Here is a 12,717-nt window from a genome sequence, read left to right on the forward strand (position 1 = left end):
CCATGGATCTGGGGCTTGCAGGCAAAACCGCTTTGGTGACGGGTGCCAGCCGGGGTATCGGCTTGGCCATCGCCACCGCCCTCCATCGAGAAGGGTGTCGGGTGGCTTTGAATGGCCGAACGGTTGAGCCCCTGCAACAGGCTGTGGCCGCTTTGGGGGAGGGTGCCAGTTATCATCCAGGGGATGTGACGGATCCGAAGGCGTGCGCCAACCTGATCTCTTCGGTGGGGGCGCGTTGGGGTGGATTGGATGTGCTGGTGTGTAATGTCGGCAGTGGCGCATCGGTTCCTCCTGGGCAGGAGACCCCCCCGGAGTGGCAGCGGGTGCTGGAGATGAATTTATATGGCGCAACGCACATGGTGGCGGCTGCCAGAAAATCTTTGGGGGAGAGCCGGGGCGTGGTGTTGTGCCTCTCTTCCATCTGCGGATTGGCCGCTTTGGGGGCACCGATCACTTATAGTGCTGCGAAAGCTGCCTTGAATGCCTATGTGCGGGGCATGGCGCGACCATTGGGCCAGGAGGGGGTGCGGATCAATGCCCTGGCCCCTGGCAATGTCTGGTTTGAAGGGGGCACCTGGGAGCGCAAGCTTGGGGAAGATCGGGCGGGCGTTCAGGAAATGTTGCAGCGGGAAGTGGCCCTGGGGCGTTTGGGCGAGCTGGATGAGATTGCCGATTTTGCGGTATTTCTCACTTCGGCCCGGGCCTCTTTTGCGACGGGGGCGGTTTTTGTGTTGGATGGCGGGCAACTGCGAGGCTAAAGACACTCATGAGCAAATCCGTATCCACTCCCGGCGATCCATCCAACCCCACCCATTCCGTGCGCCAAGCCCTGGATCTTTCCGGGCGGGTGGCGGTGATTACCGGGGGAGGGGGGCTGTTGGGGGTCCAGCATGGGGAAGCCATCGCCGAAATGGGGGGGATCCCGGTGGTGTTGGACCTGGATGGTGAGAGTGCCAGGGGGTGTGCGGAAAATTTGGCAAAATCTTTTGATGTGCCTGCCATGGGCATGGCCTGCGATATCACCCGATCCGAAGAGGTGGAGGGGGCTCTGGTTCGGGTTTTGGAGCGCTATGGCCGGGTGGATATATTGATCAACAATGCCGCCAACAATCCCAAGGTGGAGGATGATGCCTTTGGTCGGCATGGCTCCAGATTGGAAGAGTTTTCCCTGGATACCTGGAATCAGGACTTGAACGTGGGGCTGACCGGGGCCTTTTTGTGCTCCCGGGTGTTCGGTGCTGAAATGGCGCGTCGGGGCAAAGGGGTGATTCTCAACATGGCCTCGGACTTGGCCATCATCGCCCCGGACCAGCGGATTTATCAGCAGGCCGGCAAATCACCGGAGTCCCAGCCGGTCAAGCCGGTGACCTATTCGGTGGTGAAGGCGGGCTTGTTGGGGTTGACCCGATATTTGGCCACTTATTGGGCCGACCAGGGGGTGCGGAGCAACGCTTTGCTGCCGGGTGGGGTTTTTGCGGAGCAGGATCAGGCCTTTTTGGAAAAACTGACCCGACTGATTCCCATGGGCCGCATGGCTGAAAAACAGGAATATAAAGCGGCGGTGGTCTTTTTGGTTTCAGACGCTTCCTCCTACATGAACGGCGCAACCCTCTCCATGGATGGCGGGCGCACCTGCTGGTAATCCCTGCTCTCCACGCCCTCATCTTTCACGAAAAATGGCTTCAATTGTAGTCTTGACAGGACTACAATGGGGGGGTGTTTTTAAATCCATCAGGGAGAGTTCCATCATGGCCAACACCGAGACCTACGTCCGGGCAAGAGTGGACAAAGCCTTGAAAGAGCGCGCATCTGTCGTTTTGGCCTCTATGGGCTTGAATATGTCGGATGCCATACGGCTGATGTTGATGCGGGTTATCGATGAAGAGCGACTGCCCTTTGAGATAAAATCCCCCAATGTGCTGACGACCAAAGCCATTGAGGAGTTGGAGCAGGGAAAGGGTAAAAAGCTGGACTCCAAAGAGGATCTGTTTGAAGATTTGGGGATCTGATGGATGCGGCAACCCATTCGTTCCAGCCAATTCAAACGGGATGTCAAAAAAGCCATCAAGCGTGGCAAAGAGATGCAAAAGTTGCGGACCTTGATCTCTCTTTTGATGGATGGCGAGACGTTACCGGCGGAATATCTGGATCATCCATTAAAATGTAACTGGCAAGGCTATCGAGACGCCCACATTGAGCCGGATTGGCTACTGATCTATTACATTTTAATGGTTGGTTTGTATTGGCTTATTAATAGCAAAATGTAACTTGACAGATTTTCAGGGCGCCAGTCTTGGAGTTAAATTGTGCCAATTTTTGAGCTGACCCCCAAGAAGAGCCTCTCAAGAGACTGTTCGGTGGATTTTGACCCCGTTTTTGTCTGTTCAATCATCAGTCGATTTTGGAAAGCAAATCGGGATTGACCACCAATTGACGTACACCGTGGGCGTGGTCCTCCATGAATGCATTTTTGGCGCACCACTGACTGAGGCTATTGATGTCCAGCTTGGCGCAGTTGGGGCGGACGCTCCAAGAGACCTGCATGGGTGAGCAGCTCTGTTCACTGTAAGCAGGCCCTGTTGTGGAGCCCAAAAATTCCACAGGAGCACCCGTATTGTCAGGAATTGATTTGGCTTGATGTAAACCGTTGGCTTTGTGGCCGTCGTAGTTCATATCGTTAAAATTTAAAGCGGAAGCATCGTTCACCACGGTAAAAACCTGAGTCTCCACACGCAGATTCGGATTGGCACAGCTTTGAGAGAGGCACGATCCAAGGCCTTTGCCCGGAGTGATGTCACAGGAGGAGTGGACCCAATGGACTTCGATGGTGTCTCCAGCCTGAACACCGGCACAGTTGTTGTTTTGGAGGGGGGTCAACTCCGATGGCGTGAGGGATTTGCTGGCCACACATTGATATCCCCCACCGTGCCCATGATCTCCGGCACCGGCAAAAATGGAAAAATCCTTGGCCTTGTGTTCGGCATTGACGTGAAAATGAATGTTGCACAAATTCAATGCCGTAAAATGGGGGGCCAAGGAAAAGGAACGCCTGTTTTTACCGGTTTTTTGATCTATATCTCTCGGTGTCTGGGGGCCATACCCTGTGCAAGCCACAGGAGTGACTGAGGCTGGTTGATCATCCTGGTGCTTTTCCCCTGCCAAGCCAGCCGTTGGGAGGTAGGCCAGGATGGAGAGTAAGGCTGAAATGTTTATTTTTTTTGATTTCACGATCTTTGCCTTCTCAGTCTGAAATTTATGGGAAAAAGGGGTAGGTGCCCACTGAAACGGTGTTTTTTTCAAAGAGATACCCATTCCGGTTCAGCAGGTGAGTCGAACAATAAACGTTTAGCCACAGAAGGGTACACAGAACACAGAGAAAACCAAAGTCGAGCCAAACTCATGCCCGGTAGTGGTCAGAGTCTTCAGCTGTTTTTCTTGCTTTTCCTCTGCGACCTCTGTGTTTTCTGTGTTCTCTGTGGCCGATTTTTCGGTTTTGAATGAAGTTTAAACGATGGCCTTAAGCGCATCGCTTGAACCAGAATTCGTATGGTTGTCCGGCTTTGGTCAGCAGGGGAAAGCTTTTTCCGGTATCGCTGGCTTCTTCATGGGAAAGGCTGAAATGAGGTGCTGCAAATCTGGTTTCGGAGTTTGTGCCGTCGTTTTGGACTCTTCCGATATTGATCCAAAAAAAATAGCGCCAAACCATGCTCTTTTCCAGCTTCGCCATGTTTGGGGCGGCATTTCAAGGGGAAGCTTTTCAGTAGAGGGTTTGAGGAAGGCTGGCGTTGGGTGGGGGTAGGGAGAGTGGGGTGGTGGGAGGACAAAAAAAACCGCCCCTTTCGGGACGGCTTTTTTTTTAAACGACAGGCTTGACGGGTCAGCTTAGAGCGCGACCACGTTTTCGCATGCGGCGCCTTTTTGACCGGCTACGACGGTGAACTCAACCGCTTGCCCTTCTTGCAAGGATTTGAAGCCCTCGCCGGAGATGGCTGAATGGTGAACAAAAGCATCGCCTTTGCCGCCATTACGCTCGATGAAGCCGAAGCCTTTGCTGTCGTTGAACCATTTGACGGTACCAGTTTCACGTTCTGACATGATCTAAAACTCCTTCACGGTAAAAAGATGGGATTTGGCGTAATGTTGAGACAGAACCACGAGGGAGCCATGAATACAATGCATTTTGGATTTGTGAGTCCTGTCTTGGATACCGTTAAGGGGTCCTGGGGACAGCGACTACCAATTGAGGATTGCACGAAGATGGTGACCACGTAGGAGGCTATGTTTTCGATTACTGCCAGACTAAACACAATTTCCCCAACCCTAACATTGCCAACTCATGGCTGTCAATCACCAAATGCATAGGCCTGAAAAAGAGGAGGGGGGCGATGGATGGTCTTTTTTGGGGGAAGCAAAATCAGTCCGTTCCGGCCTCAAAAACTCCAGACACCTGATTGTTTTTATGGAACTTCTTTAGTCTGTTGATATCATCTGTCTTTATTCCCACACACCTTGAAAGATCAGATGACCGATGCCAACCAGGCCCCCTCAATCTTTTTAAATCGAGAAAGAACGATGAGATAGGACCGGGTTGGTTTAGCCAAACCCAATTGGATCGGCTGAGAGTCGATATGGGGCTGCACCATGGTCATCCTCTTTTTCGGTTAAGGGCAAGATCCAAACCATGCGGAGCCTGTTGCAATAGGCCGTTTTTGGTTTTGTTGTAGGGTGATGCAGCTTTCCATGAGTATCGCAACTGATTGGATATGAAGATGTTTTAAAAAAAATTCAGGCTTTCTCTGAAGGCCAAAATCGATGGATTGCAGCAAGCTCTCTGGTCGATGATGTCACCTGGAAAGTGAAATTCGTGATAGGGTGCGGGGGGAGTTTATGATAAAATTTGCCAGCTATGCGGGTTCGAGTTCCAAATTCGCAATGCCCTGATGTTTGAACTGCAAAACAAGCTTGATATTGTTGGAATTATTTTGCCATGAGAGGGTCATGTGATGCCTATAAAACATCAAAAACATGTGCTGATGGGGCTCTTTTTTCTGTCTGCACTCGTTCTGTTTCAAAATATGGCTGCAGCTTGTACGTTGACGATGGGATACCGCACAAACGAACGGCTGCCACTGATCGGTAAACATCCAGATGCCTCGGGTCTCTACTCAGATCTGTATCGTAAGGCCGCCGAAAAGGTGGGTTGCAGTCTGGAGGTGGTGCGGCAGCCAAAAAAAGTGGTCCTTAAAATGTTGAAGGATGGCCGGATCGATTTTTACCCCGGCTTTAACTTTACCGAAAAGCGTGCTGTTTATACTTTTTATATCGAAAATGGCCTGCCAGGGGGGGATATCGGTGTGTCACACGCCGACTTGGCCGAAGTGACCGACCTGTCTCAGTTGCAAGGCAAAACAATGATCAGCGCCCTGGGAGCGCCAGACTTTCTTCAGGGAGTGACAGGGGTCAGGCTTAAGCAGCTTCCTGAGCTGACGACCAAAAAGGCGCTGTTCCTGTTGCAAAAAAAACGGGGTGATTTTTACATCTATAATCGGTCCAGCATTCATTATCTGTTGAAAACAGAACAGTTTTCCGGTCTGAAAACCCACCCAAACTGCTGTGGCGGGCAAAAGCCCCTCTACCTCGGATTTTCCAAAAATTCCCCCCACTTTGCCGGGAGTGCCAATCCGGATTTTGACCCGACACAAGCGATGACTGCGGTTAATTATCCTGTCATCCTGGAGAAAGAGAGCCTTGCTTATCAATTTCAGCAAGCATTGAAAGAGATGGCTCTGAGCGGTTGGACAGAACAGCTTTATGCTCAATACTATCAATAGACCAGATGAAAGTCAGTTGATATCAGTTACACCACATTTTTTGAAAAAGCAGGGAACATTTTGAGCTACAAAAACAGAATGATCGTCGGTTTTGTTCTACTTATCACCCTGGTTCAGGCATTCATCATCGTGGTGGATACCAGCAGGGCCATCAATCTGCGCACTCAATTTCTCTATCAACAGGGCAGGCTTTTAACCCAAAGTCTTGCCACCTCTTTGAGTGTTGCGGTGTGGAGTCTTGATGAAGAGAGTATCACCACTATTCTTGACGCCATTGTCGAGGATCCAAATGTTCTCTCATCAGAGGTGACATTTGCTATGGAGTACTCCCCTGTCAGCGCCGGATCCACGAAAACCGCCCCTGAAAGTTTTACCGTTACAGCCGTCATTAAAACACCGAAATCCCTCGACCCGAACGAAGAGATCATCGGTCAGATTTCTATTGAAATCTCAAAGTCCTCCATTGAGGAGTATTATCAAAAGCGTCTCCTCGAAGGCGCTTTTGAGCTGCTTCTGCTGCTATTTGTCAACGCCTTTCTGATCGTAAATATGATGCGTTGGATGATGCGGCCCATGCTGCGACTTTCAGACGCCATGGAGCAGCTGGCCAAAAAAAATTATCGGGTTGAAATTCCCGAGCTTGGCAGAAAAGACGAAATTGGCAAAGTGGCGCGAGCTGTTCATATTTTCAAGAATAACGGCATTGAGCTGAAAAGCCTGCAAGAGTCCATGGCGGCGAAGATTGAGGCCCAAACCAAGGACATTACCATTGCCAAGGAGGAGGCGGAGGAGGCCAACCGCGCCAAAAGCGATTTTTTGGCCAACATGAGCCACGAAATTCGCACGCCGATGAACGCCATTATCGGTATGAGCTATCTGGCGTTGCAGACCGGTTTGGACCCCAAGCAGAAGGATTATATCGACAAGATCCACACGGCCGCGAATGCCCTGTTGGGCATTATCAACGACATTCTGGATTTTTCAAAAATCGAGGCGGGAAAATTGGATATGGAGGCGATCCCCTTCCGCCTCAATGAAGTGTTGGACAATCTGGCCAACTTGATCAATGTGAAGGTCTGTGAGAAGGGGTTGGAACTCCTCATGGCGATTGATCCAAAAATTTCCAATGGACTCAAGGGCGATCCTCTGCGCTTGGGGCAGATTCTCACTAATCTGGTCAACAATGCTGTTAAGTTTACTGAGCGGGGGGAGATCGTTGTGCGTGTGGCCCAGCTGACCTCTGACGGGGAGCAGGTCACGTTGCAATTTTCGGTCACAGACAGCGGCATCGGCATGAATGAGCAGCAGGTTGGAAAACTGTTTCAATCTTTCAGCCAGGCGGATGCTTCAACGACGCGCAAGTATGGCGGTACGGGGCTGGGGCTTACCATCAGCAAAAAATTGACCGAGATGATGGGTGGGAAAATTTGGGTGGAGAGTACCCCTGGTGAAGGCAGCTCTTTCCACTTTACCGCCATTTTTGGTGTATCGGCCGAGATCGCATCTGATAGTCAGGTTTCAGAAGTGGACCTGCGTGGCTTACGTGTGTTGGTGGTCGATGACAGTGTGACAGCTCGGGAAATTTTGGAGCAACTGGCAGAAAGCCTCTCTTTTCAGGTGGGCTCAGCCGCCAGTGGTGGGGAGGCTTTGGAGCTGATCCGTCAGGCCGATCACTCTGGAGAGCCTTTCAAACTGGTATTTATGGATTGGAAAATGCCGGGCCTGGATGGCGTTGAAACCTGCCAAAAATTGCAGTCGGATACCAGCCTGAAAGCGCCGCCGAAAGTGGTTATGGTGACAGCCTATGACCGAGATGAAATGTTGCGAAGCGCTCAAGATCAAGAGTTGGGCGGATACCTCTCAAAACCGGTAACGGCCTCCACCCTGCTGGATTCGGCCATGGTGGCGTTGGATTATGACAAACAGCAGAGCATGGCTGGTCCAACAGGGGATTTGGGGCTTGAAGCTGTCCAGGTCATCCGAGGCGCACGGGTTTTGTTGGTTGAGGATAATGAAGTGAACCAGCAGGTGGCTACTGAACTGTTGGAGCTGGCTCAACTGATCGTCACTGTCGCTGAAAATGGTCGAATTGGTGTGGAAAAAGTCAGGGCGGAGGCCTTTGACGTGGTGTTGATGGATATGCAAATGCCGGTAATGGATGGTTATGCCGCCACCCGGGAAATTCGTCAGGATCCCGCCTTTGCCGATCTGCCTATTATCGCCATGACTGCCAACGCCATGGCTGGAGACCGGGAAAAATGTTTGGCGGCTGGCATGAATGATCATGTGGCCAAACCCATTGATCCCAAGGAGATGTATGGTTCCTTGGCCAAGTGGGTGAAGCCGGGGAAGCGGGAAGTGTCTTTGGAGCTGCAGCAACGTTTGGCGGAATCGGCGGCAGAGGCGAAGAGCGATCAACCACCACTGAACTTACCGGGTTTTGATGTCAAAAAGGCCTTGGAGCGTATGGGGGGCAACACCAAAGCTTTTCGTAAGACCCTGGGCAAGGTTGTGGAGGCGGAAAGTGATGCCATGGAGCGGATTCTACAGAGTTTGGATGCGGGAGACCGTGAAGGCGCTGTTCGTGGTGCCCATACGCTGAAAGGGGTTGCTGGCAATATCGGCGCAACCGCCCTGCAAGCTGTTGCAGGGGAGTTGGAGGCTGTGCTCAAAAATGATCCTGGCTCACCTCCCGAGGGGTTGATGGTGCTGACGGGTCAACGCCTCGGGGAGGCCATGAGTACAATCCAGGCGACTTTACAGTCGGGTGGGGCGGTGTCGAAAAAATCGGCTACTGTCGATCGCGCAGCCGTTCAATCCCTGTTGGCAACGCTCCAGGAACAGATAGACAATTTTGATTCCGCTGCTGGAGAAACCTGCGACAACCTGGCTGATCAGCTTCAAGGATCGCCTCTTCTGCGCCATGCCACGGACCTGGGAAAAGCGCTGAATGGTTACGAGTTCGATCAGGCTCAGGAGTTGGTTGGGGAAATGTTGGCCAAGCTTGAAGGGGGATGAGCAGGGATCATTTTTTCGGGTTGAGCCAAAGTAGGTCATCTTGAAGTCGGAGATCGCTTTTTGGGCGTTTCAGCGACCAATCCATCAGAAAAGGAAGTCAATATGCGGGCAGTCGGGTATTCAAAGAGTTTGCCCATCGACGATGTTAAATCTTTGCAGGAGATCACGCTCCCTGATCCGCAACCAGGAACGCGTGATCTCTTGGTCGAGGTCAAAGCTGTTTCCATGAATCCGGTTGACACCAAGGTGCGTAAGCGGGCAGAGCCCAAGGAAGGTTACCGAATTCTAGGGTTTGATGCTTCCGGCATCGTGCGGGCAACGGGCTCTGAGGTGACGCTGTTTCAACCGGGTGACGAAGTTTTTTATGCGGGAGATCTCAATCGGCCTGGCACCAATGCTGAGCTGCATGTGGTCGATGAGCGGATTGTGGGGAAAAAACCCTCCTCCCTCTCTTTTGCCGATGCTGCGGCGCTGCCTCTTACGGCCATTACCGCTTGGGAGCTGCTGTTTGATAGCTTTGGTCTGGCTGAAAAGGGTGGCCAGGGGGATAGTCTGTTGGTGATCGGCGGTGCGGGCGGTGTGGGTTCGATGCTGACACAGCTGGCCAAACAGCTGACCGGTTTAAAGGTGATTGTGACGGCTTCCCGGGAAGAGACCAAAAAATGGTGCCTTCAAATGGGGGCGGATGGGGTGATTGATCATAGACAACCCCTGGGCCCTCAACTGGAAAAGATGGGTATCGTTCCCCGCTATGTGGCCAGTTTGACGGCAACGGATCAGCATTTTAAAGCGATCACGGAAATTCTCAAACCCCGGGGCGCAATTGCCATGATCGATGATCCGGACCCTTCTGCAATCAATGTGATGGATCTCAAACCCAAGTCGCTGTCGCTACACCTGGAACTGATGTTTACCCGCTCGATTTTCGAAACGGAGGACATGATTGCCCAGCATGAGCTGCTCAATCGCGTGTCAGCCTTGGTTGATGAAAATCGCTTGCGTACGACCTGTAACCATCATGGTGGTGTTATCAATGCAGAAAATCTACGCCAAGCACATCGTCAGCAGGAAAGTGGCCGATCCATTGGCAAGACGGTTTTGGAGGGGTTCTGACTGTGGTTCCAAAATGGTCCATTATGGTCTACTTTGGCTTTAACCGAAGGAGAAGCCAAAATGCCGGTCAACGTCAAAATATCGGATGAACTGGTTGCGGAGGCCAAACGGTTTGGCCGGGTCTATCACCGCTCCCTGCCCAAACAGATTGAATATTGGTCCCGCATCGGCAAGATCGCTGAGGAAAACCCGGATCTGCCCTTTACGCTGATCAAGGATATTCTTCTGGCCCGTGAGGAAGAAGAGCATGAGGTGTATGAGTTTGGCTGATGCGCATTCTTCAAAGCCGAATTTTCAAGATGTCCGTCAAGCGACTGCACCCCAACCAAAAAAAAGATCTGGATGGCGCGGTGAAGACTATTGCGGACAATCCCCAATCCGGGGAAGCCAAGGTGGGGGATCTGGCGGGCGTTCGCGTGCACAAGTTTAAAATGGCCAAACAGTTGGCCCTATTGGCGTATGAGTGGAACGAACCGGAAGATGCCATCATTCTCCTGGCCCTCGGGGGTCATGAAAATTTTTATCGGGATTTAAAAAAGTAGCGTCAATCTGGCTACAAGCCATGAAGAAATCAGATATCCACCGCCGAAATCACGACCACGATGGGTGGTTCCATGGTTGGGCGTGGAGTACCCGCCCTTCCCGCAGGGCGCGAGCGACCACGATGTTGCCAGCTGGGTGATGTGGTGGGGGATTCCTGGAACAACGATGTGTGCGATTCTGACTATGAGGGATTATAAACTATTCTATGGTAGGGCAAAGAAAATAGGTAAGGTGTCCCCCGATTCCCCGATTCCCCCCGATTCCCCCGATTCCCCGATTCAAAGAAAATAGGTAAGGTGTCCCCCGATTCCCCGATTCCAAAATAGGTAAGGTGTCCCCCGATTCCCCCGATTCCTGGGTTGGCACCCCAAATTGGGCGGCCATACGAGATTTTCAGGAGGGACAGGAGGGGCAGGATCACTCGCAATAGTATTTACAGAGGGTCTTCCAAAGGGAATCCCGTAATTCCGGCTGACTGTCGGCCAGATTGTTATGCTCCAGGGGATCCTCATTGATGTCAAAAAGCTTGAAGGTCCCCTCCTCGACATAGTTGATCAGATGCATGCCGTTTTTGTAGATGGAGATCTTCGTTCCCTCCAGTTCGGTGGAGGAAATGATGGGGCGTTCATCATAATTTACCCTCTCTCCCCGCAGTATCGGCATCAGGGAGCGTGCATCCAGCTCGGAAGTGTCGATCTCAACCCCCAGATAATCGAGCAGTGTCGGTAACAGGTCCATGGTGCGCACCATGGGTTCGATCACCTGCTGGGAGGTTTGGTGGGGGAACTTAATCATGAACGGTACGGAGAGCTCGGCGTTGTAGAGGTGATCGCCGTGGGAAAAGGCCGAGGCATCCGCCTGTTCGGTCATCAGCTCGCCATGATCGGCCAGTATCACGATCATGGATTTATCATAGACTCCCAGCTTCTTCAGGTGGTTCATCAATTTACCCACTTGAGAATCCGCATAGCGGATTTCAGCATCGTAGGCCGCGATATAGATGCCATCCTCCTGATAGGCGGCCGCTTTGTTGTTGGGTGCGTCAAACTTCCATCGGATGTTGGGCGGGATATCGGTATAGGTCAGCCGTCCCACCGGGGTCAGATCGATGAGGCTTAAGAGGGTGGGGTCATGGTTTAGATAGGTGTCATCGCTCAGATAGTCGGCAAAATGATTGGTCTCGTTTAGGGACCAGTTATAGGGCCAATGGGGATTGAGCAAGGCCAGAAACATGAAAAAATTTTCGTTATCACGCCAATCGGCGATCCAGTCGATGGCTTCGTCAACGGCGCTGGCGTCGGAGTGGGTGGAGTCGGGATCCAGATTGGTGTGGTAGATCTTTTCCCTGAAATCCCCTACCAGATATTTGGTGATATAGTTTCTGAGCAGCGCAAGCGTGTGATAGTCCGTATTGTGGTTGAATGCCCCCACCAGGGTGCCGGTCAACTGGTAATCATCAGGGCCGTGGTCAGGCTCGGCGTTCATGCCGTGATGAAAGGGATATTGGCCGGTCAGAATCGAAGAGACCGAGGCCAAGGTCCAGGAGGATTGGGCCTTGGCGTTGGGAAAGAGGTAGGCCTGCTCCGAAAATTCCTTCAGGTTGGGAGTGGTGTTTCGGGAATAGTCGGTAAGCGAGGTATGGTCCAGCCGCAGGGTATCCACCAGCAGGACGATTATATTGGGTTGATGGTTGTCGCCGGGACTGGTGAGATTGGGAGCGTCGGCGCTGGGGTTGTCCGTTGGCGCGGCACTGGCCAGGGGGGTGTTGATCAGGGCCAGGCCAAAAAAGGCGATCAGCAATAAATGATGTAAAGAGTACATGAGAGAGTTCCTGCCAGTATTTTAATCCATTGCCGGTTGATGAGAACGGCGAAATATAGCAATTCCGTAATCTGAATCGGGTAATGAATCGGGGGAATCGGGGGACACCTTACCCATTTCCTTTGGGTGTCCATAAGTCAGCTTATGGATGCAGAGCGCACCTTACCTATTTTCTTTGCGATGCCACAGCTCCATCTATCTCCTGGAGCGAGAGCGACTGGCATCGGAAATTCTGAGAGCGCTTTTTGGGCCTTTTTTCAGATTATCCGACTCCCATTCGGTCGCTGAACATGACGCCCCCTTCGGGGGCAATAGGTGCGTGCCTCTGGCTCATGGTGTAGACTTCCAGCCACCATGGAGATCATTGGCCAAAACCGCTTTACGCTCAAAC

13 protein-coding genes are annotated in these 12,717 nt (G+C 52.0%); 9 read left to right on the plus strand and 4 right to left on the minus strand.

Annotated features, from left to right (window positions below):
* Window positions 1-2 precede the first annotated feature (2 nt).
* The 4 genes from HQL52_08255 (at window position 3) to HQL52_08270 (ending at window position 2,267) form a co-directional block, all read left to right on the plus strand.
* Window positions 3-758, plus strand: a complete 756-nt coding sequence (locus HQL52_08255) for an SDR family oxidoreductase (protein ID MBF0369431.1) — start codon at window positions 3-5, stop codon at window positions 756-758.
* Between the two features lie 8 nt (window positions 759-766).
* On the plus strand, window positions 767-1,642 hold the full coding sequence (locus HQL52_08260; protein MBF0369432.1) for an SDR family oxidoreductase: 876 nt from the start codon (window positions 767-769) through the stop codon (window positions 1,640-1,642).
* Between the two features lie 103 nt (window positions 1,643-1,745).
* On the plus strand, window positions 1,746-2,009 hold the full coding sequence (locus HQL52_08265; GenBank protein MBF0369433.1) for a type II toxin-antitoxin system RelB/DinJ family antitoxin: 264 nt from the start codon (window positions 1,746-1,748) through the stop codon (window positions 2,007-2,009).
* Between the two features lie 3 nt (window positions 2,010-2,012).
* Complete coding sequence (locus HQL52_08270; protein ID MBF0369434.1) at window positions 2,013-2,267, plus strand: type II toxin-antitoxin system YafQ family toxin; 255 nt, start codon at window positions 2,013-2,015, stop codon at window positions 2,265-2,267.
* Window positions 2,268-2,391: 124 nt separating this feature from the next.
* Here the strand turns inward: HQL52_08270 and HQL52_08275 are convergent, their stop codons facing one another.
* From HQL52_08275 to HQL52_08285, 3 genes are all read right to left on the minus strand, one after another.
* Window positions 2,392-3,312 carry a cadmium carbonic anhydrase gene (locus tag HQL52_08275; protein ID MBF0369435.1) on the minus strand — a complete coding sequence of 307 codons (921 nt, stop codon included), beginning with the start codon at window positions 3,310-3,312 and terminating at the stop codon, window positions 2,392-2,394.
* A 205-nt stretch (window positions 3,313-3,517) separates the two neighbouring features.
* On the minus strand, window positions 3,518-3,727 hold the full coding sequence (locus HQL52_08280) for a hypothetical protein (GenBank protein MBF0369436.1): 210 nt from the start codon (window positions 3,725-3,727) through the stop codon (window positions 3,518-3,520).
* A gap of 155 nt (window positions 3,728-3,882) precedes the next feature.
* Window positions 3,883-4,095, minus strand: a complete 213-nt coding sequence (locus tag HQL52_08285) for a cold shock domain-containing protein (GenBank protein ID MBF0369437.1) — start codon at window positions 4,093-4,095, stop codon at window positions 3,883-3,885.
* Between the two features lie 938 nt (window positions 4,096-5,033).
* Between HQL52_08285 and HQL52_08290 the strand changes: the two genes are divergently transcribed.
* From HQL52_08290 to HQL52_08310, 5 genes are all read left to right on the plus strand, one after another.
* The gene (locus HQL52_08290) at window positions 5,034-5,831 is read left to right on the plus strand and encodes a transporter substrate-binding domain-containing protein (GenBank protein ID MBF0369438.1); all 798 of its coding nucleotides are present in this window, start codon (window positions 5,034-5,036) and stop codon (window positions 5,829-5,831) included.
* A 60-nt stretch (window positions 5,832-5,891) separates the two neighbouring features.
* Window positions 5,892-8,849, plus strand: coding sequence for a response regulator (locus tag HQL52_08295; GenBank protein ID MBF0369439.1), 2,958 nt, complete (start codon window positions 5,892-5,894; stop codon window positions 8,847-8,849).
* Between the two features lie 102 nt (window positions 8,850-8,951).
* Window positions 8,952-9,962 (plus strand): zinc-binding alcohol dehydrogenase family protein, encoded by a 1,011-nt coding sequence (locus tag HQL52_08300; protein ID MBF0369440.1) that lies wholly within the window; start codon window positions 8,952-8,954, stop codon window positions 9,960-9,962.
* 60 nt (window positions 9,963-10,022) lie between these two features.
* Complete coding sequence (locus HQL52_08305; GenBank protein MBF0369441.1) at window positions 10,023-10,232, plus strand: hypothetical protein; 210 nt, start codon at window positions 10,023-10,025, stop codon at window positions 10,230-10,232.
* Window positions 10,232-10,504, plus strand: coding sequence for a type II toxin-antitoxin system RelE/ParE family toxin (locus tag HQL52_08310; protein MBF0369442.1), 273 nt, complete (start codon window positions 10,232-10,234; stop codon window positions 10,502-10,504). Before HQL52_08305 ends, HQL52_08310 begins: the two co-directional genes overlap by 1 nt.
* Before the next feature lie 418 nt (window positions 10,505-10,922).
* Here the strand turns inward: HQL52_08310 and HQL52_08315 are convergent, their stop codons facing one another.
* Window positions 10,923-12,326, minus strand: a complete 1,404-nt coding sequence (locus HQL52_08315; protein MBF0369443.1) for a sulfatase — start codon at window positions 12,324-12,326, stop codon at window positions 10,923-10,925.
* Between the last annotated feature and the right edge of the window lie 391 nt (window positions 12,327-12,717).

The sequence above is a fragment of the Magnetococcales bacterium genome (genome assembly GCA_015232395.1).
Classification (GTDB): domain Bacteria; phylum Pseudomonadota; class Magnetococcia; order Magnetococcales; family JADFZT01; genus JADFZT01.